Origin of the sequence: Sphaerisporangium sp. NBC_01403, from assembly GCF_045040145.1 — a bacterium.
Lineage (GTDB): Bacteria > Actinomycetota > Actinomycetes > Streptosporangiales > Streptosporangiaceae > Sphaerisporangium > Sphaerisporangium viridialbum.
This window is the reverse complement of the sequence record NZ_CP109534.1, coordinates 1,627,922-1,652,903: the sequence shown is the minus strand read 5'-3', so window position 1 is coordinate 1,652,903 and position 24,982 is coordinate 1,627,922. Positions and strand designations below refer to the sequence as shown.

General features: G+C 71.9%; 21 protein-coding genes and 1 riboswitch. Of the genes, 8 read left to right on the top strand and 13 right to left on the bottom strand.

Annotated features, from left to right (window positions below; all coding sequences use genetic code 11):
* Window positions 1–6 precede the first annotated feature (6 nt).
* Together OG589_RS07165 and OG589_RS07160 are read right to left on the bottom strand one after the other, a co-directional pair.
* Window positions 7–1,494, bottom strand: coding sequence for an NADH-ubiquinone oxidoreductase-F iron-sulfur binding region domain-containing protein (locus OG589_RS07165; RefSeq protein ID WP_405147279.1), 1,488 nt, complete (start codon window positions 1,492–1,494; stop codon window positions 7–9).
* Complete coding sequence (locus OG589_RS07160; protein WP_405147277.1) at window positions 1,491–2,063, bottom strand: hypothetical protein; 573 nt, start codon at window positions 2,061–2,063, stop codon at window positions 1,491–1,493. The genes OG589_RS07165 and OG589_RS07160 overlap by 4 nt, the downstream gene beginning before the upstream one ends.
* 462 nt (window positions 2,064–2,525) lie before the next feature.
* Here OG589_RS07160 and OG589_RS07155 point away from each other — a divergent pair, with 462 nt between their 5' ends.
* Complete coding sequence (locus OG589_RS07155; protein ID WP_405147275.1) at window positions 2,526–3,272, top strand: GNAT family N-acetyltransferase; 747 nt, start codon at window positions 2,526–2,528, stop codon at window positions 3,270–3,272.
* A 9-nt stretch (window positions 3,273–3,281) separates the two neighbouring features.
* Here OG589_RS07155 and OG589_RS07150 read toward each other — a convergent pair whose 3' ends face one another.
* Both OG589_RS07150 and OG589_RS07145 read right to left on the bottom strand, forming a co-directional pair.
* Complete coding sequence (locus OG589_RS07150; protein ID WP_405147274.1) at window positions 3,282–3,929, bottom strand: response regulator; 648 nt, start codon at window positions 3,927–3,929, stop codon at window positions 3,282–3,284.
* Window positions 3,920–5,167, bottom strand: coding sequence for a sensor histidine kinase (locus tag OG589_RS07145; protein ID WP_405147272.1), 1,248 nt, complete (start codon window positions 5,165–5,167; stop codon window positions 3,920–3,922). Before OG589_RS07145 ends, OG589_RS07150 begins: the two co-directional genes overlap by 10 nt.
* 212 nt (window positions 5,168–5,379) lie before the next feature.
* On the opposite strand from OG589_RS07145, the gene OG589_RS07140 reads away from it, so the two are divergent.
* Complete coding sequence (locus OG589_RS07140) at window positions 5,380–6,825, top strand: acyltransferase (protein ID WP_405147270.1); 1,446 nt, start codon at window positions 5,380–5,382, stop codon at window positions 6,823–6,825.
* Here OG589_RS07140 and pgeF read toward each other — a convergent pair.
* The 3 genes from pgeF to glgA form a co-directional block, all read right to left on the bottom strand.
* Window positions 6,798–7,490, bottom strand: coding sequence for a peptidoglycan editing factor PgeF (gene pgeF / locus OG589_RS07135; protein ID WP_405151974.1), 693 nt, complete (start codon window positions 7,488–7,490; stop codon window positions 6,798–6,800). The two genes, OG589_RS07140 and pgeF, sit on opposite strands and share 28 nt — an antisense overlap.
* A 129-nt stretch (window positions 7,491–7,619) precedes the next feature.
* Window positions 7,620–8,324 carry a DUF4232 domain-containing protein gene (locus OG589_RS07130; protein WP_405147268.1) on the bottom strand — a complete coding sequence of 235 codons (705 nt, stop codon included), beginning with the start codon at window positions 8,322–8,324 and terminating at the stop codon, window positions 7,620–7,622.
* Window positions 8,321–9,529, bottom strand: coding sequence for a glycogen synthase (gene glgA / locus OG589_RS07125; protein WP_405147266.1), 1,209 nt, complete (start codon window positions 9,527–9,529; stop codon window positions 8,321–8,323). Before glgA ends, OG589_RS07130 begins: the two co-directional genes overlap by 4 nt.
* A gap of 67 nt (window positions 9,530–9,596) precedes the next feature.
* On the opposite strand from glgA, the gene glgC reads away from it, so the two are divergent.
* The 3 genes from glgC (at window position 9,597) to OG589_RS07110 (ending at window position 12,880) form a co-directional block, all read left to right on the top strand.
* Window positions 9,597–10,832 carry a glucose-1-phosphate adenylyltransferase gene (gene glgC, locus OG589_RS07120; protein ID WP_405147264.1) on the top strand — a complete coding sequence of 412 codons (1,236 nt, stop codon included), beginning with the start codon at window positions 9,597–9,599 and terminating at the stop codon, window positions 10,830–10,832.
* Window positions 10,833–10,919: 87 nt separating this feature from the next.
* Complete coding sequence (locus OG589_RS07115; protein ID WP_405147263.1) at window positions 10,920–11,234, top strand: DUF5709 domain-containing protein; 315 nt, start codon at window positions 10,920–10,922, stop codon at window positions 11,232–11,234.
* 74 nt (window positions 11,235–11,308) lie between these two features.
* A complete protein-coding gene (locus tag OG589_RS07110; RefSeq protein WP_405147262.1) occupies window positions 11,309–12,880 on the top strand; it encodes a pentapeptide repeat-containing protein in 1,572 nt (523 codons plus the stop codon).
* Window positions 12,881–12,900: 20 nt separating this feature from the next.
* Here OG589_RS07110 and OG589_RS07105 read toward each other — a convergent pair whose 3' ends face one another.
* Both OG589_RS07105 and OG589_RS07100 read right to left on the bottom strand, forming a co-directional pair.
* Entirely contained in the window at window positions 12,901–13,590 is a 690-nt protein-coding gene (locus OG589_RS07105; RefSeq protein ID WP_405147260.1) for an ABC transporter ATP-binding protein, read from the bottom strand.
* On the bottom strand, window positions 13,587–14,684 hold the full coding sequence (locus tag OG589_RS07100; protein WP_405147259.1) for an ABC transporter permease: 1,098 nt from the start codon (window positions 14,682–14,684) through the stop codon (window positions 13,587–13,589). The genes OG589_RS07105 and OG589_RS07100 overlap by 4 nt, the downstream gene beginning before the upstream one ends.
* Before the next feature lie 177 nt (window positions 14,685–14,861).
* On the opposite strand from OG589_RS07100, the gene OG589_RS07095 reads away from it, so the two are divergent.
* A complete protein-coding gene (locus OG589_RS07095; protein WP_405147257.1) occupies window positions 14,862–16,070 on the top strand; it encodes a sensor histidine kinase in 1,209 nt (402 codons plus the stop codon).
* The gene (locus OG589_RS07090) at window positions 16,067–16,699 is read left to right on the top strand and encodes a response regulator (protein ID WP_405147255.1); all 633 of its coding nucleotides are present in this window, start codon (window positions 16,067–16,069) and stop codon (window positions 16,697–16,699) included. The genes OG589_RS07095 and OG589_RS07090 overlap by 4 nt, the downstream gene beginning before the upstream one ends.
* On the opposite strand, the gene OG589_RS07085 is transcribed toward OG589_RS07090, so the two are convergent.
* The 4 genes from OG589_RS07085 to OG589_RS07070 all read right to left on the bottom strand — a co-directional run bounded on the left by OG589_RS07085 (window position 16,694) and on the right by OG589_RS07070 (window position 22,493).
* Window positions 16,694–17,821 carry a mechanosensitive ion channel family protein gene (locus tag OG589_RS07085; RefSeq protein WP_405147253.1) on the bottom strand — a complete coding sequence of 376 codons (1,128 nt, stop codon included), beginning with the start codon at window positions 17,819–17,821 and terminating at the stop codon, window positions 16,694–16,696. The two genes, OG589_RS07090 and OG589_RS07085, sit on opposite strands and share 6 nt — an antisense overlap.
* A gap of 63 nt (window positions 17,822–17,884) precedes the next feature.
* Window positions 17,885–18,841, bottom strand: a complete 957-nt coding sequence (locus OG589_RS07080; protein ID WP_405147251.1) for a ribonucleotide-diphosphate reductase subunit beta — start codon at window positions 18,839–18,841, stop codon at window positions 17,885–17,887.
* A 38-nt stretch (window positions 18,842–18,879) separates the two neighbouring features.
* Window positions 18,880–21,117 (bottom strand): ribonucleoside-diphosphate reductase subunit alpha, encoded by a 2,238-nt coding sequence (locus tag OG589_RS07075; RefSeq protein ID WP_405147249.1) that lies wholly within the window; start codon window positions 21,115–21,117, stop codon window positions 18,880–18,882.
* Between the two features lie 115 nt (window positions 21,118–21,232).
* Window positions 21,233–21,431, bottom strand: a riboswitch (cobalamin riboswitch).
* Between the two features lie 99 nt (window positions 21,432–21,530).
* A complete protein-coding gene (locus OG589_RS07070) occupies window positions 21,531–22,493 on the bottom strand; it encodes a tripartite tricarboxylate transporter substrate-binding protein (RefSeq protein ID WP_405147248.1) in 963 nt (320 codons plus the stop codon).
* Between the two features lie 95 nt (window positions 22,494–22,588).
* Between OG589_RS07070 and OG589_RS07065 the strand changes: the two genes are divergently transcribed.
* Window positions 22,589–24,928, top strand: coding sequence for a DEAD/DEAH box helicase (locus tag OG589_RS07065; protein WP_405147246.1), 2,340 nt, complete (start codon window positions 22,589–22,591; stop codon window positions 24,926–24,928).
* Window positions 24,929–24,982 lie beyond the last annotated feature (54 nt).

The window sequence follows — 24,982 nt, the reverse complement described above, 5'->3', positions numbered from 1 at the left end:
CGTGTCCTATCGCCTGCTCTCTGTGGGGGCAGGGGTCAGCCGGAGCGCGAGCGCGGGGCACATCTCGATCGCCCTGCGCGCGTCGCCTTCCAGCCGGCCCGGTACGGAAGCGGTGCTGACCACCGGGTAGCCGTGCTGGTCGAGCCTGATCAGCTCGGGGATGACCTCCGAGCAGAGCCCGTGTCCCTCGCAGCGTGACCAGTCGAGGATCAGCTGCGCCTCAGCAGCGCGGGACGAGGGCTCGGCCGGCAGCGGCAGCACGCCGCGCACCGGGACGCCGCAGGTGCCGTACGCCGCGTGCGTCATGATGTCCTCGGCGAAGACGTCGATGGCGGACAGCACGAAGCGCGCGGTGCCGTCGGGGTGGCCGCAGGCGCCCCGGCCCTTCATCGTCGCGGCGGCGCGCTGCACCGCCTCGATGTGCCCGGTGCCGTCGGCCAGCGCGCCGAACGCCTGCGCCAGGTCGGGCAGCCCCATGTAGCACGGCCCGCACTGGCCGGCGCTCTGACCGGCCATGTACCTGGCGACCCTGGCGGTCTCGCCGAGCGGGCAGGAGTCCCAGCCGAGCGGCACCACGATGCCGGCGCCGAGCGCTCCGCCCAGGGCCTCGAACCCGGCGCGGGACACCTCGGCCCGCTCCACCGCCTCGGGCGACATCCACTTGCCGTGGTAGCCGCCGAGCAGCACTCCTTGGCCCACCGTGGCGTCGCACAGGTCGAGCACCTCGCGGAGCCGGACGCCGGTGGGGGTCTCCACGACCGCCGGGCGGCGCGCCGAGCCGGTGACGCTGAGCAGCACCGTTCCCGGCTCGGAGGGCAGGCCCACCGAGGAGTACATGTCGACGCCCAGCATCGCCATCAGCGCGAGCTGGGCGTAGGTCTCGGCGTTGGACAGCATGGTCGGCATGCCGCCCACGCCGCTGTCGCTGGAGCGGACCTTGCGGCCGGGCGGGATGGGCCGCTCGCCGTTGATGCCGCGCACCAGCGCCCCGCCCTCGCCGGAGATGAAGCGGTCGGGCATGCGGACCACCCGTACGGTGTCCGTCATGCCCCGCTCGTGTATGGCGTTGAGCAGCGAGCGCTCCCCGGGGCCGCCGTGGGCCACGCCCACGACGATCTCCACGGCGGACAGCGCCCTGGCCACCAGGTCGGCGCCGTCCAGGATCAGGTGCGGGGCCCGGGTGAGCAGCACCTTGTCCTTGTGCGCCGCGGGCTCGCCCTCGGTGGCGTTGACCACCACCGTGATGGGCGCTCCCCTGCGTCCCGCCGAGTCGATCACGGCCCTGAGCTTGCGGGCGAACGGGAAGCCCGCGCCGCCGCGGCCGCGCAGGTCACCGAGCTCGGCCAGCGCGATCAGGTCGTCGATCGGCAGGCGGGGCATGTGGCCGTGCACCCGCCGGTGGGTGTCGTAGTCGAGCCTCGGCGAGCTGTCGAGGCCGGCGGTCAGGCGGCCCGGCCCGATCCTGAACACGTCCTGCACTCCGTACGTGGTCATCGCCGCACCTCCTTTCTCAACGTCACCCAGAACTCCTCGTCGAACACGTCGTCCACGCGGATCTGCTCCGCCTTGCGGCCGATGTTGGCCGGGCGCGCGGCGACGGGGCCGTCCTTGGGACCGACGGTCACCACCAGCCGTACGAGCAGGGCGAGCGCCACCGCGGCGAGGGAGCCGACGTAGCACATGGTGACCCAGCCGACCGCGGACCGTCCCGCCGTGAGCCCGTGCACGATGGCGACGGGCCAGGAGACGTAGGCCATGACATGGAGCACCCGCCACAGCCAGGGCCACTTGATGCCCACGAACCGTCCGCGGAAGGCGCCCGTGGCCGCCACCAGGATCATCAGGTCGGAGGCGACGGTGCCGAGGCCGATCGCGAAACCGGCTCCGCCGAACGGCAGGAACGCGGAGGCGGGGGCCACGCGCCCCCTCATTATCTGCAGGATCACGTGCGTGATCAGGGAACCGACCGCCACGACGGCGAACGCCCTGTGCAGGCCCTGCATGAACACGCGGTGCCGTACCGCGAGGATCAAGCGATCGGTGGCGGCCAGTCCGACGACCACCGTCCCAGTCAGTCCAAGGAGAGTGAACACCCCCGCGTAGAAGATCAGAAACTGCTGTACTTCGACAAGGACCGATGCTCCGAGGAGAGCGGTCCCCGCCAGGAGCGACGTGGACGTGAACAGTCCGACCACGATCGGGGCCCGTGATCGAGACCGTTGCGGAGCTCGTCGATGTCGCGTTTGATTCATCCCGTCCTCCGCCAGATAACGCAGTACCGGCATAAACCGGACAACGTGCCGCTGGGTGCCTACCGGGATCTATCGGGACATTTGCGCGCGCGATCACACTAGCGCCTCTGCAGCCTCGCTGGTACCAGAACGTTACAGAAATTCGGCGCGCTTGAATTTTGCACTATCTGCGGTAAATACTCCCGGACAAACCAGACAAATGATCATACTTGACGACAAACCACCCGAAAAGAAGTGGCCTGACGTCGGGGACTCGCTCTAACGTTTGACGACGTGGAGACTCTCAGCCGCCGTACGGTCACCGATTCCGCGGGCCGTCCTGTGCTCAGCTACGTCGAGGGCACCCGCGCCGGGCGCCCGTACGCCGACCTCGCGCAGGTGCTCGGGCCGGGCGCGGTGGAGGTCATCCTCCGCGAGATGCCGGGCTGGGTGGTCTCGGGCGACGAGGATCTCGGCAGGCGTCTGCTGACCGCCGGCGGCCGGCGCCTCCGGCACGCCCACGTCTACTCCCGCGACCTCCGCGCCGACCCCGCCCCGCCGGAATGGGCGGAGACGGGCTACGGCGTGGTCTCCTGCGACGCCGTCCCGGCCGAGGAGGTCTTCCCCGCCTGGCGGAGCGCCTACCCGCCCGACCATCCCGACCACAACGCGGGCGACGACGCCACCGCCCTGGCGCGCGATCTCGTCCCGCTGCTCGCCGGTGAGTCCTACGGCCCGCTGCTCCCCTGCGGCGGCCTGCTCCTGCGGAACGGCCAGGTGGCGGCCGGTGTGCTGGTCGGCGTGCTCGGCGGACATCCGCCCTCCGGCGGCCCGTGGGTCTTCGACGTCTTCCGCTCCCCCGGCCCGAGGTTCGCCGGGCTCGGCGCCGTGATGCTCCGCCGCGCCCTCGCCCTCGCCACCCTGCACGGCCTGCCCGCGCTCGGCCTCGCCGTGAGCGACGGCAACCCCGCGCGGCGCGTGTACGAACGCCTCGGCTTCCGCCACATGTTCTCGTCGATCACCGTGATCGTCCCGGGCTGACCCGAGGGGTCAGGACCTCAGATAGGCGAGGACGGCGAGCACCCTGCGGTGCTGGTCGCCGTCGTCGGCGTACAGGCCGAGCTTGTTGAAGATGCTCCTGACGTGCTTCTCCACCGCGCCGTCGGTGATGACGAGCTGGCGGCCGACGGCGGGGTTGGACTTCCCCTCGGCCATCAGCCCGAGCACCTCGCGCTCCCTCGGGGTCAGGGACGCCAGGGGATCGTCTCTGCGACGCCGGACCATCAGCTGTGCCACCACCTGCGGGTCGAAGACGGTGCCTCCCGAGGCCACCCGGCGGAGCCCGTCGAGGAACTCCTCCACGTCGGCGACCCGGTCCTTCAGCAGGTAGCCGACCGCGCCCCGGGCGTCGGCGAGCAGGTCGTCGGCGTAGGAGACCTCGACGTACTGCGAAAGGATCATCACCGGGGAGCCGGGCACCTGGCGCCGGGCCTCGACGGCGGCGCGCAGGCCCTCGTCGGTGAAGCTGGGCGGCATGCGGACGTCCACGACCGAGATGTCGGGACGGTGGGCGGCGACGGACCTCACCAGGGCGTCGCCGTCGCCCACCGCGGCCACCACCTCGCAGCCGAACTCCTCCAGCAGCCTCACCAGGCCGGATCGGATGAGAACGGCGTCATCGGCCACGACTACCCGCACGGAACCTCCGCAATGATCAAAGTCGGCCCGCCCGCCGGTGACTGGACGATCAGCTCGCCGTCCACCGCGCGCAGCCGGTCGGCCAGACCGGCCAGTCCATGGCCCTTGGCGACGTGTGCGCCGCCGACCCCATCATCGCCGATCGTGAGCAGCAGCGTGTCACCCACCCGACTGAGCGACAGCGTGCACAGCTCGGCCCTGCTGTGCTTGGAGATGTTGGTCAGCGTCTCGGCCGCCACGTAGTAGATGGAGTTCTCGACCACGGCGGTGTACCGCTCGGCGGTCTGCACGTCCAGCTCGACCGGGATGATGCAGCGGCCGGCCAGCGCGGCGAGCGCGGGGGCGAGGCCGCGGTCGCTCAGGATCGGCGGCGCGATGCCCCGGGACAGCGCCCGAAGCTCGTCGAGCGTCTCGCGGGTCGCCGTGATCGCCTCCGAGAGCGTCGCGTGCGCCCCCTGCGGGTCCTTCTGGAGCTGGCGCTGGGCCCGGGAGAGCTCCATCGCCAGGTACACCAGGCGCTGCTGCGGCCCGTCGTGGATGTCGCGCTCCAGCCTGCGCAGCGCGCTGGCCTCGGCCGACACCGCGGCGGCCCGCCCCTCGGTGAGGTCGTCGATGCGCTCGTGCAGCTCGGCCACCCCGGTGAGCAGCGCCCTGCCGAGCCCCGCCTGGAGCAGCGCGGCGCCGCGGACGATCCCCGGAAGGGTGATGGCGAACACCGCGCCGATGACCAGGTAGAACGCGCTGTCGGTGAGGTAGCCGCTGCCGAATCCGAGCAGCTCGGGGAGCTGGGTGTTGCCGGGGATGTTGGAGGTGATCCAGCCGTAGAGGGGGTACAGCAGGCCCGCCACGGTCACCGCCCACCAGGTCACGGTCACCACGAACGTCACGATCGCGATCGGGAAGACCACGACGCCGTGCAGCAGGTCGAGCCACGACTGGCCGTTCGCGAGCGGCTGGATCAGCCTGCGCGCCCATCCGGCGTTCTCCGGGGGCTTCTTGTAACGCGGGCGGGCCACCGGGCGGCCGAGGATCTCGGGGAGCCAGCGCCGCTCGACGTCGGCGAAACCACGTGCCACCAGCATGGTCACGGCCAGGATGGGGAGCCCGATCCAGACCACCACGGTGCCGAGCCCGGCGGCGAATCCGGGGACCAGCAGGGTGAAGCTCAGGATGGCGAGGGGCAGCCCCAGCAGGGTGTACCGGGTGTCGGCGCCAAGGTGCTTGAGGAGGGATCTCATGGCGACCAAGTTACGAGCGCGACCGGGGCCCGTTCGACCCCGTGCGCCGGTCTCACCGGGGTAGGGCCAGCCCTACCTGAAACAGTCATGTGATCTCCCCTGAAGACACCCGTATCCGTCACTGCGCCGGCAGGGTCGCCGGCGAGAGCCTCAAGCCATCGGATTTCCCCTGATTTCCCGCTAGGGCTCCCCCAGACGATACGAGGTGCGCCGTGCCGGCACTGCTCGAAAGACCCCCGATCACCGCTCCCGAGGCCGAGGTCACCGGCGGAGGCGTGACCCGCCCCGCCTCCGCCCCCGCACGCCACAGGGGGCCGGGCCGCGACCTTTTCATCGACCTGCTCCGGCTTTTCGGCATCGCGGTCGTGGTTCTGGAGCACTGGAGCATCCCGGTCCTGTCCTACGCTCAGGGCCGAATCACCACGGGCAACGCGTTCACCACCCCGGGAGCGTTCGCCATCACGTGGATCACCCAGGTGATGCCCCTGGTCTTCTTCGCGGGCGGGGCCGCCAACGCGATCAGCCACCGGTCGCACCTGGCACGCGGGGGCGGCGAGCCGCTCTGGCTCGCGGGCCGCGTGCGCCGCCTGGCCTGGCCGGTGCTCCCCCTCGCCGTGGTGTGGATCCCCCTGCCCCACCTGCTGCTCGCGCTCGGCCTGCCCGAGCAGCCGGTGCAGACGGCCGCCCGCCTGGCCGGGCAGCTGCTGTGGTTCCTCGCCATCTACCTGCTCGCGGTGGCGCTCACCCCTGTGCTGCTCCGCCTCGGCGAGCGGTACGGCGGGCGCGTCCCCGCCGCGCTGGCCGCGGGGGCCGTGGTGGTCGACGTGGTGCGGTTCAACGGGCTGGAGGCTGCGGGGTTCCTCAATGTCGGGCTGGTCTGGCTCGCGGTGCACCAGCTCGGCTTCCTCTACGCGGGCGGGCGGCTCGGCGGGTACCGGCTGATGGCGGCCGGCGGTTTCGCCGCCGCCGTCGCCCTGGTGGCCTTCGGGCCGTATCCGGGCAGCATGATCGGGATGCCGGGCGCCGCGATGTCGAACATGGCCCCGCCGACCGCCGCGCTGCTGGCCGTGGCGTTCGGGCAGATCGGGCTGGCGATGATCCTGCGCCCGGCCATCCTGCGGCTGGCGGCGAGGCCCGCCGTCGGGCGGATCGTGACCTGGGCCGGGCCGCGCATGATGACCGTCTACCTGTGGCATATGAGCGCGCTGTTCGTGGTCGCGGGCGTGGCGGTCGTGGGGCTGGGCATCGCGACCCCCGCACCCGGCGGCGCCGCCTGGCTGGCCGGGTGGCCGATCTGGCTGGCCGCGCTCGTGCTCGTCGTACGGCCGCTGATCCGGCTCTTCGCCCGGTTCGAGGAGCCGCCCGCCACTTCGTACGGAACCACCGGCCGGACGGTCGGCGGGAGGCCGGACGGGACCACCGGCCGGACGCCGGACAGGGTGCCGGACAGGGCGCCGGGCTGGGCGCGGGCCCTTTCGTCGGCGGCGCTGGCCGGCGCGGGACTGCTCACGCTGACGATCACCGGCTTCGCCACGGGCGTGACGCCGATGCTGGGAAGCGCCGCGATCGTGACCGGGCTCGCCCTGGTCACGCCGGTCGGGAACCGGAACCGGAGCCGGCGCGGGGCCGCTCAGCCTTCGGCGTCGAGCCAGACGTAACCCGCGAACCGGCCGGTCAGCCGCTCCCTGCGATGGGAGTAGAGGCCGGCCGTCTCGATCGTGCAGCGGTCGTCGTGCCGGACGTCGGTCACCCCGGCCCGGGCGAGCTGGGCGGCGATGCCCGCCCGCAGGTCGAGCGCCGGAGTGCCCTCGCGGCTGACCGACCAGGCCTCCGGCAGCACCTCGGCCACCTCCCGGCGCAGCTCCTCCGGCACCTCGTAGCACTTGCCGCACGCCAGCGGGCCGACCAGCGCGACCAGGTCGCCGGCGCCGTGCGAGCGCATCGCCTCGACCAGGGCGGTCACCACGCCTGCCGCCGTGCCGACCCGGCCGGAGTGGGCGCCGCCGACCACGCCCGTGACGGGGTCGGCGAGCAGGACGGGCGCGCAGTCGGCGGCGAGCACGGCGAGCCCGAGGCCCGGCCGGTCGGTGAACACGCCGTCCAGCGAGGGCGGGTCGGCCCCGAAAGGCCCGGCGGCGTAGCTCACGTCGCGGCCGTGGACCTGCCGCATGAACACGACCTCGCCGGGGTCGAGCCCGAAGCCCCTCGCGGTGCGCGCGCGGTTCTCGGCGACGGCCGCGGGATCGTCGCCGACCGACCCGCCGAGGTTGCGCGTGCCGTACGGCCCCGCGCTCACCCCGCCGTGGCGGTCGGTGAACGCCATCCTGACCCGGTCGATCGCAAGCACGCCGACAGTTTACCCAGGGCGGTGTTCATGATCACCGCTGGCTCCGCGCCCGCCGGCCCTGCCGGAGTCGGTCAGAAGTGGTACCGGCCGCCCTGTCGGAGGGGGTCAGAGGTGGGTACCGGCCGCCATCGGGGAGACGTCGATGCGGCCGTCGTCACAGGGGGCCGCCCTGAAGGGGATCTCCAGGTGGGCGTCGACCTCGTCGGGCGGCAGGATGATGAGCCGCGCGGACTCCGGGCACCTGGTCTCGCGCCCGGTGGGAACCACGGTCCAGTGCATCTTGGCGTAGGCCCCGGCTCCCGGCCGGAGGGTGATCCGGCGCGGCTGGGTCCCGTCTCTGCGCGTCCTGGTGCGCAGCACGTCGCCCCTTCCGTCGATCATGATCAGGCCGACGTAGCCGTACACCCAGCAGGTCTTGGCGGACTTGTTGGTGAGCACCAGGGGCGCGTACCGCTGGCCGGCGCCGGGGCCGACCGCGCCGACGCGCGCCGCCAGCGACCCGGTGCGGCATCGCCCGGCGGCGGCCGAGCCCGTGGAGGAACCGGTGGAGGAACCGGCCGCCCGCACTCCCCGCGAGGCGACCGTGGAGCCGGTGCCGGTGGAGCCGGTGGTCACCACCCCTGTCGCGGACGCGGCCGTACGGGCCGCCGTCGTGACCTCCTGCCCGGGAGACGCTGAGGACGCTGAGGACGCTGAGGACACGGAGGGCGCGGAGGAGGCGGTGGAACCACAGGCGGCCGACACGGTCACCACACCCGCCACCACGGCCGACACGAGGGCGAGCCGTCTGGCGTCGTTGGATGGCTTCATACCGTGTTAGACGCACCCCGCGCGGCATTTGTTCGGAGGCCGTCGTAGAGCGCCTGGGTGCGGGCGGCGATGGCCGGCCAGGAGAAGTGCTCGACGGCACGCTGACGGCCCGCCTTGCCCATCGAGGCGGCCAGCTCGGGGTCGGACAGCACGGCGTTGACCCGCTGGGCGATGGCGCCGGCGAAGGCCTCCGGATCGCGCGGCTCGCCGTCGGCCCCCTGGTCGATGGGCACGAGCAGGCCGGTCGAGCCGTCGGCGACGACCTCGGGGATGCCACCGGTCGCGGTGGCCACGACGGCGGTCTCGCAGGCCATGGCCTCGAGGTTCACGATGCCCATCGGCTCGTACACCGACGGGCACACGAACACGGTGGCGTGGGTGAGGATCTGGATGACCTCGGCCCTCGGCAGCATCTCGGAGATCCAGACCACCCAGGCCCTGCTCTCGCGCAGTTCCTCTACCAGCCCCGCGACCTCGGCGGCGATCTCGGGGGTGTCGGGCGCGCCCGCGCAGAGCACGAGCTGGGCGTCGGGGGCGAAGGACCGCGCCGCGCGGAGCAGGTGGACCAGCCCCTTCTGCCGGGTGATGCGCCCGACGAAGACGACATACGGCCTGGCGGGGTCGATGCCGTGCGCGAGCAGAACGCCGGTGCCGGGGTCCGGGGCGTACTCGCCCGTGTCGATGCCGTTGTGGATCACCGTCACGCGGCCGGGCGCGATCTCCGGGTAACAGGCGAGCACGTCGCGCCGCATGCCCTCCGAGACCGCGATGACCGCGTCGGCGCCGAGCAGGGCGGTGCGCTCGGCCCAGGAGGACAGGGTGTAGCCGCCGCCGAGCTGCTCGGCCTTCCAGGGGCGCAGCGGCTCCAGGCTGTGGGTGGTGACCACGTGCGGCGTGCCGTAGAGCATCTTGGCGACGTGGCCCGCGAAGTTGGCGTACCAGGTGTGGCTGTGCACGACGTCGGCCCCCTCGCACGCCGACGCCATCTCCAGGTCGACGCCGAGCACCTGGAGCGCCGGGTTCGCGGTCTCCAGGCCGCCGGGGACGCGGTAGGCGTCCACCCCGCCCTCGTCGCGCCGCGCGCCGAAGCAGCGGACCCGGACATCGGCCAGGCTCCGCAGCTCCCTGGCGAGGTACTCGACATGGACCCCGGCCCCGCCGTACACCTCTGGCGGGTATTCACGGCTCAGTAGATCGACGCGCATGGTTAAACCTTAGCGTTTGGCGGTGTTTCGGCGGGTTTAGCTGGGTAAAGCCGGGTAGCGTCCTCCTATGACGACGCCCAAAATCCTCGCGATCGTACTGGCCGGTGGCGAGGGAAAGCGGCTGATGCCGCTCACAGCCGACCGCGCCAAGCCGGCGGTGCCCTTCGGAGGAATCTACCGCCTGGTCGACTTCGTGTTGTCGAACCTGACCAACGGCGGCTACCTCAAGATCGTCGTCCTGACCCAGTACAAGAGCCACAGCCTCGACAGGCACGTCACGCGCACCTGGCGGATGTCGACCATGCTGGGCAACTACGTCACGCCGGTGCCCGCGCAGCAGCGGCTCGGCCCGCGCTGGTTCGCCGGGTCGGCCGACGCGCTCTTCCAGAACCTCAACCTCATCTACGACGAGCTGCCCGAGCACTGCATCGTCTTCGGCGCCGACCACATCTACCGCATGGACCCCCAGCAGATGGTCCAGCAGCACATCGAGTCCGGCGCGGACGTCACGGTCGCGGCGATCCGCCAGCCCCTCTCGCTGGCCGACCAGTTCGGGGTGATCGAGACCGACCCGGCCGGGCACAGGATCGTGGCCTTCCGCGAGAAGCCGACCGACGCCATCGGCCTCCCGGACGCCCCCGACCAGGTCTACGCCTCGATGGGCAACTACGTCTTCAAGACCCAGGCGATGATCGACGCGCTGAGGGAGGACGCGCTTGACCCCAGCAGCAAGCACGACCTGGGCGGGAACATCATCCCGATGTTCGTGAAGTCGGGTGGCGCCGAGGTGTACGACTTCGCCGACAACGCCGTCCCCGGCTCCACCGAGCGCGACCGGGGCTACTGGCGCGACGTCGGCACCCTGGACGCCTACTACGACGCGCACATGGACCTGGTGTCGGTGCACCCGGTGTTCAACCTCTACAACGACCGCTGGCCGATCTACACCGGCCACGACCCGCTGCCGCCCGCCAAGTTCGTGCACAACGACGGCGACCGCGTGGGGCACGCCGTCGACTCGCTCGTCTCGCCCGGCGTGATCGTCTCGGGGGGCGTCGCCTCGCGGTCCATCCTGTCGCCCGGCGTGGTGCTGCACTCCCACTCCCAGGTCGAGGACTCGGTCCTCATGGGGTCCGTCAAGGTCGGCAGGGGCGCCATCGTCCGGCGGGCGATCATCGACAAGAACGTGGTCATCCCGGACGGCGCCCGCATCGGGCTCGACCTCGAACACGACCGCTCGCGGTTCGCCGTGACCAGGGAGGGCGTGGTAGTGATCGGCAAGAACGAGGTCATCGAGAGGTAGCGCCGGGCGGACCTTCAGCATCCAGGGCGGGCGATTTCAGGTCCGTCTCTGAGCGAGATATTGCCAGATAGGGGTATGGCATCAGGTATGACCGAAACCACGCGCGGACCCGATGACATGGGCGATGACGAGCAGCTGACCCAGATAGGGGAATGGACGGAGAACCTGCCCATCGGCCACGAGATCGCCGAGGACGATCCCGAGGACAGGAACGGCATCTCGCGGCGGGTGTGGCAGGAGGCGCCCGAGCGCGGTCGCGTTCCCCGGGAGGAGCACCGGTTCGTCGCCCCCGACGAGGGCGCCCATCCGGACGTGGAGTCCGAGGAGTACGCCCAGGAGATCGGCCCGGACGACGGCGACCTCTCCGCCGAGGAGCGGGCGATGCACATCGAGCCCGACTGACGGCGGACCCGTCCAGTCGATCATGTACGCGACATGCCCCGCCAATGCCCCGTATCTCGCGCTAAGGTCCCGATGTGCGGAGATCACGGCCATTCTGGCGGCTGACGCCGGCGGAACGACAGGTGTGGGACGCCTACCCCTCGGGCGCCTGGGTCGACCTGCGTACCGGTGACCACCGGCGCGACGACCCCGCGAAGGGCGCACGGTGGGGGCGGGAGCGCACCGTACGCGCCGACATGATCATCGCCCTCATGCTCGGAGCGCACCCCGCGAGGCCCGGGCAGGTGGCGGGGCTGCGGCTCGCCGGGGCCCGCGTCGTCGGCGACGTCGACCTCTCGGACGCGACGCTCACCACCAAGCTCCACCTGCTGAACTGCCACCTGTCCGGCGTCGTCTCCCTCACCGACGCCACCACCAAGGGCATGCGCTTCCGCGGCTGCGACCTCCGCCGCATCCGGGCGGCCCGCTGCACGGTCGAGGGGCTCTTCGAGCTGGACTCGTGCACGGTCCACGCGGGAGTGCGGCTTGACAACGCCCACATCGCCGGCCAGTTCCGCCTCAGCCGTTCCCACCTGTCCGCGCCGGACCAGCCCGCCGCCATCGCCTCCGAGAGCTTCAAGGAGGACAGGAGCCGGCCGTTGACCGAGGCCGAGAAGCGCGATCGGGGCTGGGACCAGAACCACTGGGCGCTGTGGGCCGGGGGCCTGACCGTGGACGGCGGCGCCTTCTGCCGCGACCTGCGGACCGCCGGCGGGCTGAGGCTGATCGGCGCCCGCTTCAACAGCGGCCTCTACCTCCAGCGCGCGGTGATCACGAGCACCGGCCCCCACGCGGTGTACGCCGACCACATGAGCGCGACGAGCGTGGAGCTGAGCGCGGGATTCACCGCCGACGGCACCGTACGGCTGCGCGGGGCACGGGTCACCGGAGTGCTCTCCTTCGACCAGGCCGTGGTGAGCGCCCCCGACCGCTGCCTGCACCTCAGCCACATGCAGGTCGACGAGCTCATCCTGACCCCGGCGTCCGTGCGGGGCGAGATCAACCTCGGCTACTCGCGGATCGGCGTCCTGCTCGACCACCCCGGCGCCTATGCCGGGCGCGTACGCCTCAACGGGCTCACCTTCGAGTCGCTGCGGGGGAACACCTCGCTCACGGACCGCCTGGCGTGGCTGGGCCGTGACCCACTGGGCTACCGGCCGCAGCCCTACGAGCAGCTCGCCGCCTGGTACCGCAGGATCGGCCACGACCAGGACGCGCGCGGCGTCCTGCTCGCCAAGCAGCGGGCCAGGCGCTCCACGCTGCGCGTCCCGGGACGGCTCGCGGGCTACCTGCTCGACATGGTCGTCGGGTACGGGCACCGCCCCTGGCTCGCCGGGGTGTGGTTCGGCCTCCTGCTGTCGGTCGGGACGGCCGTCTTCGCCACCCATCCCCCGAGCCAGGTGGGGCTGGACGAGCGGCGGATCTTCCACCCCTTCGCCTACACGCTCGACCTGCTGGTGCCGGTGAGCCTCTTCGAGCAGCGGGGCGCCTGGGAACCCGTGGGCTGGACGCAGTGGCTGGCGAACATCCTGATCGCGTCGGGCTGGATCCTCGCCACGGCGCTCATCGCGGGCGGCACCCGCGTGCTCAGGCCGTCGAACAACTGAGCGGTCAACCGGCGCGTACCTCAGCCCACAGGGCTGACGGCACCCGCGGTGAGCGTGCCGTCGGCCATCGTCAGGACGACGTCCACCATCGCGAGCGTGGCGAGGTCATGTGTGACCATGACGGTAGCCAGGCCGTTCTCCCTGGTCAGCTCGGCCAGCAGGGCGACGATCCGCTCGCCGCGCTGGTGGTCGAGCGCGCTGGTGGGCTCGTCGACGAGGAGTACCTCGGGCCGGTTCATCAGGGCGCGGGCGATGTTGACGCGCTGCCGCTCGCCGCCGGACAGCTCGTGCGGGCGCTTGTCCTCCTTGCCCGTCAGGTCCATGGCCACCAGCAGCTCACGCGCTCGCACCGCCGCCTCACGCGTGGAGCGGCCGGACAGGTCGGCCATGACCAGCAGCTGGTCCAGTGTGGTCAGCGAGGCCAGCAGGTTGGACTGCTGGAAGACGATGCCGATGTGGTCACGGCGGATGCGGGTCCTGGCCGCCTGGCCGGCGTTCGTCACGTCGTGCCCGGCCACCGAGACCGTGCCGGAGGCGGGGGTGATGAGGGTGGCGGCGACGGCGAGCAGGCTGGACTTGCCGGAGCCGGACGGGCCGACGACGGCGGCGAACTCGCCGGGCGCGACGGAGAGCCCGACGTGGTCGAGCGCGGTCAGCGTGCGGTCGCCGTCGGGGTAGGTCAGGACGATGTCGGTGAGCTTGAGGCTCATCGGGAGGCTCCCAGCGCGGTGAGCGGGTCGACAGAGGTGATCTTGCGGATGGCCAGCGCGGCGCCCGCGGCGCCGAGCAGGATCATCACGGCGACGGGCACGACGGTGGTGGCGGGCGACAGGACGAACGGGACGGTGCCCTGTGCCAGCGAGCCGATCCCGGCGCCGAGCGCGCCGCCGATCCCGGCGCCGAGCAGCAGCACGATGACGGCCTGGGCGAGCGCGTCGCGCAACAGGTAGGCGGTGCTGGCGCCGAGCGCCTTCAGCACGGCCACGTCGCCGCGTCGCTGGATGGTCCACACCGTGAAGAAGGCGCCGATGACCAGCGCCGAGATGGCGAACAGGAAGGCGCGCATGAGTTGTAGCGAGCCGTTCTCCGACGAGAAGGAGCCGATGGCGGCCGGGGCGTCGGCGAGTGCCACGGTAGTGGTGCCCAGGCGCTCGTCGGTCGCCGAGAGGTCGCGGTCGGAGCCGGTGCGCAGCGCGAGGACCGTCGCCACGGTGTCGGCGCCGCCCTGGCGGCCCATCGACTCCCAGTCGCCGATGCTGATCCACGCGACGGGCGTGTGACTGTAGGAGGCGGCGCCCCCGGTCCCGGCGACGGTGTAGTCGCGGCCGAAGATCCGGACCTCGGCCCCCGTGGTCAGCCCACTGCTCTCGGCGAGGCCTGAGGAGAGGACCACCTTGCCGGCCTCGACGGCGCCACCCGATCCTTCGGCCAGCTCGCCGCCGGGCTGGACGCCGAACACCGCGGCCGTGGCGCCGCTCTCACCGTCGGTGCCGGAGGTGAGCCGTCCCATCGTGATGCCGAGCCGCTCGGCGGACGAGGTGCCGCCGGTTCTCCGCCACTCCTGCCAGGTCTTGTCGGTGATGCGGCTGTCGGAGAAGGACGGCTTGGCGGGATCGCCGTCCGGCCCCTTTCCTGTGGAGAAGACGATCCGATCGGCCGGCAGCCCGCTGATGGCCGAGATGTTCTCCTGCGCGAGTCCGGCGGTCAGGCCGGACAGCATGGTGACCAGGAGCGTGATGAGAAGGACGACGGCGCCCATGAGGGCGAACCTTCCCTTGGCGAAACGCAGGTCTCTGAGCGCCACGAACACGGCGCGTCCCCCCGTTGGAGATGGATTGATCTGGACGTTCTCCAGCCTGCGGCGGCGGGCCTTCCTATCGCGTCGTGAGGACGATCCGTCCCGGCTCGCTCCTTCGGTCAGCCCGGAGTCCACCTTTTGAATGACATGCCGGGGAAGGCCATCGCTTACTCTGAGTGAGAAATGTTGAGTTCTCCGTTTCCGCCCGCGCTCAGACTGCTCAGGTGGGCCATTCACGGCACCTTCGCGGTTCTCCTGGTGATCGCCGTCGCCGGGGCCGCGCGCGAGGGCCGTACCGCCGTGGCGACCTGCGGGGTCCTGCTCGGGGTGCTGTACGCGCTGGGGATCGTCATCGAGGGGCGGCTGCCGCACTTCGGTGGCCCCACGCACCTGTCCCTGGGACGGCTCTGGCTGGTGGCGGTGACCATCGGCTGGGCCGCGCTGGCGCTGACCTCGCCGCGGTTCGTCTGGCTGGCCTTCCCGTTGTTCTTCGCCTACCTGCACCTGCTGCCGCTGCCCGTCGCGCTGCCAGGTGTCGTCCTGCTCACCGCCGCGGCCATCGCCGCGGCCAGCTGGCACGCGGGCGGCCTGACCGCCCCGCAGGTGATCGGGCCGTCCATCGGCGCGTCGGTGGCGACCCTCATGGCCCTGGTCTACAAGGCCCTCTACTCCGAGAGCGAGCAGCGCCGCCTGCTCATCGACGACCTGGTCCTCACTCGCGGCAAGCTCGTCCAGGTGGAGAGCGAGTCTGCGCGCCTGGCCGAGCGCGAGCGGCTGGCCAGGGAGATCCACGACACCCTCGCCCAGGGCATGTCCAGCATCATCCTGCTGCTGCGCGCCGCCCGCCGCGACCTCGCCGACCGGCCTGAGGAGGCCGGCCGGCGCATCACCGAGGCTGAGCGTGCCGCCCAGGAGAACCTGGAAGAGGCACGCAACTTCGTCCGCGCGCTGGCTCCGCCCGCCCTGCTGCACTCCTCGCTGACCGCCGCGCTACGAAGGATCAGCGACTCGGCCGCAGCCGGCACTCCCACCGGGGTGCGGTTCGAGGTGTCGGGCACACCGGTGCCGCTCTCGGCCGACTACGACCTCGCGCTCCTGCGCATCGCCCAGGGCGCGCTGGGCAACGTCAGCCGCCACTCCGGGGCCGAGCACGCCGGCGTGACCCTCACCTATCTGGAAGACATGATCGTGCTGGACGTCTACGACGACGGCCGGGGCTTCGACCCGGCACAGACCCAGGGCCGTACGGCGGGCACCGGGTACGGTCTGCGCGTCATGCGGGACCGGGTGGCCGCGCTGGGCGGGAGCCTCACGGTCGAGTCCGCCCCAGGGGAGGGCACGGCAGTCGCCGCCATCCTCCCGCTGCCGGTCGTCGACGGGGCAGGACGATGACGGCGCCGATCAGGATCCTCCTCGTGGACGACCACCCCGTGGTGCGCTCGGGGATCCGCGCGATGCTCGCCGGGCAACCCGGCTTCGAGCTGGCCGGGGAGGCCGCCACCGGCGAGGAAGGCGTCGAGGAGGCGCGCAGGCTCACCCCGGACGTCGTCCTGATGGACCTCCAGCTCGGGGCGGGCATCCACGGCAGTGAGGCGACCAGGCGGATCGTCGCGCTCGGCGGTCCGAGGGTGCTGGTGCTCACCACCTTCGACACCGACGCCGACATCCTGGCCGCGATCGACGCGGGCGCGACCGGCTACCTGCTCAAGGACGCCCCCTCAGACGACCTGCACGCCGCCATCCGCTCGGCCGCCACCGGCGCCAGCGCGCTGGCGCCCAGCGTCGCCTCCCGGCTGCTCGGCCGCGTGCGCGCCCCGGACGCCGTGCTCAGCCCGAGAGAGCTGGAAGTGCTCGGTCACGTCGCCGCCGGCCTGTCCAACCGGCAGATCAGCAAGCGGCTGTTCCTGAGCGAGACCACTGTCAAGACCCACCTCGTGCGCATCTACGCGAAGCTCGGCGTCGACTCACGCACCGCGGCCGTCGCCGCCGCCACGAGAAAGGGCCTCATCCGCCCCTCATGATCTCTCACGGCCATCCCCCGCCGCGCGTCCGGTGAGGTTCTCCATGCGGGGACCGGGAGTCTTCTCCTCGCGGGAGCGGGCGGGCCGTTCGCCGGGGAGGTCCTCCACGCGCAGACGCGGCAGCGCCGCGGGGTGGTTCTCCCTGATGTAGGTGACCAGGTGCTCGCGTATGTCGCACTTCAGGTCCCACACGCTCGGCGCGTCCGAGGCGCTCATCAGCGCCCGCAGCTCCACCAGGCCGTTCGGCTGGACGTCGGTCACCTGGAGGGTCCAGTCCTTCTGGTCCCACAGCGGGTGCTCGCGCAGGCGACGGTACAGCTCCGTCCTGATCTCCTCGACGGGCACCGACCAGTCGACCCGGAGCATCACGTGCCCGATGACACGGCTCCCGTGGCGCGTCCAGTTCTCGAACGGGGTGGTGGTGAAGTGCGAGACCGGCAGGATGAGCCGCCGCTCGTCCCAGAGCCGCAGGACGACGTACGTGAGCGTCAGCTCCTCGATGCGGCCCCACTCCCCGTCGACCACCACCACGTCGTCGAGCCTGATGGCGTCGCTGAAGACGAGCTGCAGCCCGGCGATGAGGTTGCTCAGCGTGGACTGCGCGGCGATGCCCGCCACCACGCCGGCGATGCCGGCCGAGGCCAGCAGCCCGGCGCCCAGCGCCCGCACGGCCGGGAAGCTGAACAGCATCGCCCCCGCGGCGACCACGATCATGACGGCGGCGGCCACCCGCCGTACGAGGGTGATCTGGGTGCGGATGCGGCGGGCCCTGCGGTTGCCGTCGCCCTCGATCGTGCCGAGCCGCGCGAGCACGACGTCCGTCACCGCGTACGCGGCCTGGATGACCAGCCAGGCCACGCACGCGATCAGCAGCACGGTGATGGTCTGCTCCACGGCGTAGGAGGCGGCCCTGCCGGTCATGCCCGGCACGAACCCGGTGTTGAACGCGACCAGGCCCGCCGTCGCGAACCCCGGCCACGTGCAACGCTCGACGATCGGGCCCGCGAGCGAGAAGCGGCCGTTGACCCGGCGGGATCTCAGCAGCCGCCTGAGCAGCTCCACCGCCACGATGGCCGCCAGCACGACGACCACCAGGACCAACCAGTTGACTGCTGATGACACGGACGACGCCTCCTTCGTCGTCTTTCCTACCGTGTGCCGCTGATCGTGGGAAATCAGGGTGGGTCAGAAGGCCTCGTCGAGGCTCACGCTGCCCTCCACCGCCACCTGGTACGCGGACACCCTGCGCTCGAAGAAGTTCGCCAGTTCCTGCACGTCCTGGAGTTCCATGAAGGCGAACGGGTTGGCCGTGCCGTACCGCTCCGGCAGCCCGAGCCGGGCCAGGCGCCGGTCGGCGACGTATTCGAGGTACTGGCGCATCTGGTCCGCGCTCATGCCGGCCAGGCCCTCGCCGCACAGGTCGCGGGCGAACGCCAGCTCGGCGGCGACCGCCTCCTCGATCATCTGGGTCACCTCGGCGCTCAGCTTGTCGTCGAAGAGCTCAGGCTCCTCCGCGCGCACGGTGTCCACGACCGAGAAGGCGAACTCCATGTGCATGGACTCGTCGCGGAACACCCAGTTCGTCCCGGTGGCCAGCCCGCCCAGCAGGCCGCGCGAGCGCAGCCAGTACACGTAGGCGAAGGCGCCGTAGAAGAACAGGCCCTCGATGCAGGCGGCGAAGCAGATCAGGTTGAGCAGGAACGCCCTGCGGTCGTCCCCGGTCTCAAGGCGGTTCAGCTCGTTGATCGAGTCGATCCACCGGAAGCAGAACTCCGCCTTGTCCCTGATCGAGGGGATGTGCTCGACCGCCGCGAACGCCTTGGCCCGCTCGTCGTGGTCGGGAAGGTAGGTGTCCAGCAACGTCAGGTAGAACTGCACGTGCACGGCCTCCTCGAAGAGCTGCCGTGAGAGGTACAGCCGCGCCTCGGGGGCGTTGACGTGCTGGTACAGGTTGAGCACGAGGTTGTTGGCCACGATCGAGTCGCCGGTCGCGAAGAACGCCACCAGGCGGTTGATCAGGTGCCGCTCCCCCGGGCTCATCTTGGCGAGGTCGGCGAGATCCGACTGCAGGTCCACCTCCTCGACCGTCCAGGTGTTGCGGATCGCGGCCCGGTACCGCTCATAGAATTCCGGGTACCGCATCGGCCGCAGCGTCAGGTCCATTCCGGGGTCGAGCAACATCACTGGCACGCCTCACAGATCTCGGGGTTCTCAAGGGAACAGGCGACGGCGTCCGGGTCGGGCACGGCCGCGAGCACCTGCACGGGCGCCGCCGCCTGGGGCACCGCCCTCGACTCGGCCGCCACGGTGGTCTGCGCGATGCGCGTCGCCGGGCGCGAGCGCAGGTAGTACGTCGTCTTCAGCCCGGCCCGCCACGCGTAGGCGTACATCGAGGACAGCTTGCCGATGGTCGGGGTGGCCATGAAGAGGTTGAGGGACTGCGACTGGTCGATGTACGGCTGCCGCGCGGCGGCGAGGTCGATCAGCGCCTTCTGCGGCAGCTCCCAGGCGGTGCGGTACAGGGACTTGAGGTCCTCGGGGATCGAGGCGATCTCCCGCACGCTCCCCTCGGCGCGCTTGACCGCGTCCCTGACCTCCGGCGTCCACAGGCCGCGCTCCTGGAGGTCGCGCACCAGGTAGCGGTTGACCTGCAGGAACTCGCCCGAGAGCGTCTCGCGCTTGAACACGTTGGACACCTGCGGCTCGACGCACTCGTAGCATCCGGCGATCGAGGCGATGGTCGCGGTGGGCGCGACGGCCAGGAGCAGGGAGTTGCGCAGGCCGGTGACCGCGATGCGCTCGCGCAGCTCCGCCCACTCGGCGGGGTGCACGGGACTCGCCGCCGGGAAGTGGTCGAGGTGCAGGACTCCCCCGGCCGCGCGCGTGTCGGCGTACGACGGGTGCGCTCCGTGCCTCTCGGCGAGGCTCGCGGACTCCCAGTAGGCGGCGAGGGCCATCTCCTCGGCGATCCGGGTGGACAGCGCGAGCGCCTCAGGCGAGTCGAAGGGGAGCCGCAGCGAGAAGAAGACGTCGGCGAGGCCCATCACGCCGAGGCCGATCGGGCGCCAGCGCGTGTTCGCGGCCTGCGCCTCCGGCGTGGGGTAGAACCCCCGGTCGATGGACCGGTCGAGGAAGCGCACGGCCGTCGTCACCGTCGCGCGCAGCCGCGCCCAGTCGACCTCGCCGTCAACCAAGTGCGCGGCCAGGTTCACCGAGCCAAGGTTGCACACGGCGGTCTCGGCGTCGCTGGTCACCTCCAGGATCTCGGTGCAGAGGTTGGACAGGTGGATGACGTTCTCGGGGCGGGCCGTCTGGTTGGAGGCGCGGTTGGCGGCGTCCTTGAACGTCATCCAGCCGTTGCCGGTCTGCGCGAGGGTGCGCATCATCCGGCCGTACAGGGTGCGCGCGGGAAGCTGCCGGACGTACCGCCCGGCGGCCTCGGCCTCGCGGTACCTGGCGTCGAACTCCTCGCCCCACAGGTCCACCAGCTCGGGGACGTCCTTGGGGTCGAACAGCGACCACACGCCGTCGTCCTCGACCCGGCGCATGAACTCGTCGGGGATCCAGTTCGCCAGGTTGAGGTTGTGGGCGCGGCGGGCGTCCTCGCCGGTGTTGTCGCGCAGTTCGAGGAACTCCTCGACGTCCGCGTGCCACGGTTCGAGGTAGACGCAGGCCGCGCCCTTGCGCCGCCCGCCCTGGTTCACGGCCGCGACGCTGGAGTCCAGCGTGCGCAACCACGGCACGATGCCGTTGGCGTGGCCGTTGGTGCCCCGGATGAGCGAGCCGCGCGCCCGCACCCGGGTCCAGGAGACCCCGATGCCTCCGGCGTACTTCGACAGCCGCGCGATCTGGCCGTACCGCTCGTAGATGGCCTCCAGCTCGTCGCGGGGCGAGTCGAGCAGGAAGCAGGACGACAGCTGCGGGCGCCGCGACCCGGAGTTGAACAGCGTCGGCGAGCTGGGCAGGTACGACAGCGTCGAGATCAGGCGGTAGAGCTCCGCGGCCTCGGCCACCGTGTCGGCGAGCCCGCAGGCCACGCGCAGGAAGAAGTGCTGCGGCGCTTCGAGCACGCCGCGCGTGACGGGGTGGCGCAGCAGGTAGCGGTCGTAAACGGTGCGCAGGCCGAAGTACTCGAAGCGGGCGTCCGCCTCGGCGTCGACCAGGTCGTCCAGAACGGCCGCGTTGGCCCGCACGAACTCCGCCAGCGCGTCCTGGACCAGCCCGGCCTCGTGCGTGGCGGCGATCGACTCCGAGAACGTCCGCACCCCGTGCGCCGCCGCCTCGTCCGCGATCTCCTCGGCCAGCAGACCGGCGGCGATCCGCGAGTTGGCGGGGTCGGTGACGACCCGGGCGGCGGCCTCCTCGATGGCCAGGCGTCTGTCCCCGGCCTGGTACGGCAAATCGCGTGTCACGGTCACGTGCTCTCCCTCGTAGGGCTCGGTTTGCCCGCAGGAGAGCACGCGTCGGAGCACGACCGGCGTGCGCCGCCGAAGCGGGCACGCCGGATACCCCGCCCGCGGCCCTCCCTCGGGGCCTGGACGACATGTCACCGGCAGGTCTTCGGACTCGCGGGCGTCTTCTCACGCCTAGTGGCCGTCGCTTCCCAGGCGTGCGCGGCCTAGTGCTCATGTGACGGCGGTCGTTCCCGCTCACCGCTGCGGGGCAGCCCCGGAATCGCACCGGGTTCCCTCTTACTCGCTCCGAAGAGCGAACCAGCAACAGATCTGGATCCTACATGTAGTGCACGTCGCCGCAACAACCCCTACAGGTTGTGTCAGGGGGCCCTCACCTGATGCCCTCGGGCCCGTATCACACGTTCGGGGGCGGCGTGTCACACCCGCAGGCCGAGCTCGCCGAGCGCCCGGCTCAGGCGGGCCGACTCCACGCGCAGCCACTGCCGGAAGTCCTCGCCCTCCAGGTACAACGGGGTCCAGCCGTTTCGCGCGCACAGCTCCCTCCAGCGCGCCGAGCCCGCGACGTCGTGGCACAGGCCGACGAGGGCGGCCCGGTCGTCGTCGGCCAGGTCGCCCGCGCCGAGGAGTCCGCGCCAGTTGGCGCACGACAGGTGCACGTCGCACTCCAGCAGCGTCGGGGCGTCCACTCCCTGGATGCGGTCGGGCGAGGAGACCGCCAGCACGTGAAGCTCTCCGGCCCGTACGCGCTCACGCACCCCGGCGTGGCCGCCGACCGCCGCCACCACCCGGCCGCCCGCGAGCGCGGTGACCGCCTCGTCGCTGGTCGGGTAGGCCACGTAGTGCAGCAGGCGCGCGTCCAGGCCGAGGCTCTGGGCCAGCATGCCGAACAGCACGTGGTCCATCCCGCCCTCGGCCCTGCCCGCCACCGCCAGCTTGGCCGGGTCGCGCCGCATGGCGTCGGCGAACGCGCCGAACGACCCGAGGCGCGAGGACACCGGGACCACCAGCACCTCCCACTCGCCGCAGAGCCTGGCCAGCGGCGTGGTGCGCGCGAACGCGCCCGAGGGGCGGACGGTCCGTACGGTGCCGACCAGTTCGGGCTGGGCCATGAGGATCTGGTCGGCGCGCCGCGCGCGGGCGAACTCCGCGAGCGCGGCGTGCGGCGGGCGGTTGACCACCTGCATCCGGCCGGCCAGCGCGGCGCGCTCGGCCACGCCCGCGAGGCTCCGCGCGAGCCGGTCGGAGTCGCCCCCGTACGGCCCGGGGACGACCATCGAGAGCCCGGTCGAGGCGAGCGTGCGCGAGCCGGTGGTGGTGCCACATCCGGCGGCCAGCGCGACGAGCCCGGCGCCGAGTGCGAGCACCTCCCGACGACGCATGGTTCACGCCCTTTCCCCCAATATATGACTAAATGCCCATTTCAGCGGGTGTACACACGAGATGCGGAAGGCCGCGCGCCCGGTCGTGTCATCATGTGACCCGGACTGCGGCGGCGGAGGGCGAGAGCGTGGGCGAGCGGGAGGGCACGGCACCCACCGGCAGGGAGGCCAGGGCTCTCCTGCTGGAGGCCGAAGACCTTCTCGCCGCGGCGCGCACGCTGCTCGCCGACCACGCGCGCGCCCGTGACGACGTCCAGCGGGCGCTGTCGTCGCTGCGTGCCGAACTGGCACGCGACGAGCTGGCCGCCATCCCGCTGGCGCGGCTGAAGGACGTCACCGACGGGCGGCTGCGCCTCGGGGCCCTCGAACAGGCCGGGTACACCACGGTCCAGGGCGTGCTGGACGCCTCGGCGTACGAGCTGCAACTGCTGCCCGGCATCGGCGCCCGCACCGCCGCCCAGGTGCACGCCGCCGCCGGGCAGATCGCCCGCGCGGCGCAGGAGACCGTCGCCGTACGCGTCGACGTCGAGCGGCGGGACCCCGGCACCACGGCGCTGCTGGTCGCGCTGAACCGCCTGGTGACCGCCGGTCCCGACCTCCCGCGCGCCCGCGACGCCGCCCTCGGGATCGTCGGGAGGCTGACGCCGCTCCTGCCCGCCGCCCGGCCCGCGCGGGGGCTGCTGCGGATGGCGCTCGCCGGCCGGGACGGCCGTGACCGGGCGCGGGAGGCCGTCGCGACGATCGCCGCCGTGCTCGGCGAGGCCGGCTCCGAGGGCACGCGGCTGCTCCTCGCCCAGGCCGCCGTGGACCTGCTCCGTCCCCCGGTGACCGACGTCGAGGCGTGGATCGACTTCGAGATCCGCGCCCCCGAGTACTACAACCTGCTCGCCGAGATCGCGGCGCTCGAACCCGACCGGGTGGCGTCGGAGGGCTTCCTGCCGAACGAGGTGTCCGCGCGGGTCAACGCGCAGGCGCTGGACGACACCCACCGCAGGGTCTCACTGCGCGGTTACCAGGCGTTCGGCGCGCGCTTCGCCCTCGCCCAGCGGCGGGTCATCCTCGGTGACGAGATGGGCTTGGGGAAGACCATCCAGGCCATCGCCGCGCTCGCCCACCTGAAGGCCGAGGGCCGCACGCACTTCCTGGTCGCCTGCCCGGCCAGCGTGCTGATCAACTGGACCCGCGAGATCGAGACGCGCAGCACGCTCAGGGCCTACCGGGTCCACGGTCCCGAGCGCGCCGCCGCGCTCGCGGAATGGACGCGTAACGGCGACGTCGCCGTGACCACGATCGACGCCCTGCACCGGCTGGAGGTTCCCCCCGAGGTGGCGCTCGGGATGCTCGTCGTGGACGAGGCGCACTACGTGAAGAACCCCGCCGCCCGCCGGTCACAGGCCGTCGCGGGGTGGTGCGAGCGCACCGGCCGGGTGCTCTTCCTCACCGGCACGCCGATGGAGAACCGCGTCGAGGAGTTCCGCGCCCTGGTCGGCCACCTGCGGCCCGAACTGGTCCCCGGCATCCGCGGCAGCGACGCCGCGGCCGGCCCGCAGGCGTTCCGCAGGGCCGTCGCCCCCGTCTACCTGCGCCGCAACCAGCAGGACGTGCTCACGGAGCTGCCCGACCTGGTCCACGTGGACGAGTGGGAGGAGCTCAGCGCGGCCGACACGGAGGCCTACCGCGAGGCCGTGGCCGCCGGGAACTTCATGGCCATGCGCCGCGCCGCGTACGCCGACCCCGAGAAGTCGGCCAAGCTCGAACGCCTCCGCGAGATCGTGGACGAGGCGGCGGGCAACGGGCTGAAGGTCGTGGTCTTCTCCTACTTCCGCGACGTGCTGGCCACCGTTCACGACACCCTGACCGGCAAGGCGGTCCCCGACACCCGGGGCGTCGTCGCTGACGACACCAGGAACGGCCATACCGACGGCACCGTGAACGGCCGTGCCGGAGGGGCCGTGAACGGCCGTGTGCACGGGCCCATCTCGGGAAGCCTCACGGCCACCCGGCGCCAGGAGGTGGTCGACACGTTCACCTCCGCCCAGGGGCACGCGGTGCTGCTCAGCCAGATCCAGGCCGGCGGCGTCGGCCTCAACCTGCAGGCCGCCTCCGTGGTTGTCATCTGTGAGCCGCAGGTCAAACCCACCATGGAGAGCCAGGCGGTCGCCCGGGCCCACCGCATGGGACAGGTGCGCAAGGTCCAGGTGCACCGCATCCTGGCGGCCGACAGCGTCGACCAGCGCATGCTGGAGATCCTGCGCACCAAGAGCAGGCTCTTCGACACCTACGCCCGGCGCAGCGACCTCGCCGAGTCGACCCCGGACGCCGTCGACGTCTCCGAGCAGTCACTGGCCCGCGAGATCGTCCAATCCGAACAGCGACGCCTCTCCCTGACCCCCTCCCCCACGGCGCCCCCGGCCCCCGAACCCGGGGTTGAGTAGCAGCGGCATTCCCCCGCCGCCGGAGCACGGCCGGACCTACGCCACGCCCTCCGG

Bases quoted from the DNA above. Each gene is read 5' to 3' on its own strand.
- OG589_RS07165 (WP_405147279.1), bottom strand. From the start codon at position 1,494: ATGACCACGTACGGAGTGCAGGACGTGTTCAGGATCGGGCCGGGCCGC.
- OG589_RS07145 (WP_405147272.1), bottom strand. From the start codon at position 5,167: ATGAGATCCCTCCTCAAGCACCTTGGCGCCGACACCCGGTACACCCTG.
- pgeF (WP_405151974.1), bottom strand. From the start codon at position 7,490: ATGGCGTTCACCGACCGCCACGGCGGGGTGAGCGCGGGGCCGTACGGC.
- OG589_RS07130 (WP_405147268.1), bottom strand. From the start codon at position 8,324: ATGAAGCCATCCAACGACGCCAGACGGCTCGCCCTCGTGTCGGCCGTG.
- glgA (WP_405147266.1), bottom strand. From the start codon at position 9,529: ATGCGCGTCGATCTACTGAGCCGTGAATACCCGCCAGAGGTGTACGGC.
- glgC (WP_405147264.1), top strand. From the start codon at position 9,597: ATGACGACGCCCAAAATCCTCGCGATCGTACTGGCCGGTGGCGAGGGA.
- OG589_RS07115 (WP_405147263.1), top strand. From the start codon at position 10,920: ATGACCGAAACCACGCGCGGACCCGATGACATGGGCGATGACGAGCAG.
- OG589_RS07105 (WP_405147260.1), bottom strand. From the start codon at position 13,590: ATGAGCCTCAAGCTCACCGACATCGTCCTGACCTACCCCGACGGCGAC.
- OG589_RS07095 (WP_405147257.1), top strand. From the start codon at position 14,862: ATGTTGAGTTCTCCGTTTCCGCCCGCGCTCAGACTGCTCAGGTGGGCC.
- OG589_RS07090 (WP_405147255.1), top strand. From the start codon at position 16,067: ATGACGGCGCCGATCAGGATCCTCCTCGTGGACGACCACCCCGTGGTG.
- OG589_RS07080 (WP_405147251.1), bottom strand. From the start codon at position 18,841: ATGCGGTACCCGGAATTCTATGAGCGGTACCGGGCCGCGATCCGCAAC.
- OG589_RS07070 (WP_405147248.1), bottom strand. From the start codon at position 22,493: ATGCGTCGTCGGGAGGTGCTCGCACTCGGCGCCGGGCTCGTCGCGCTG.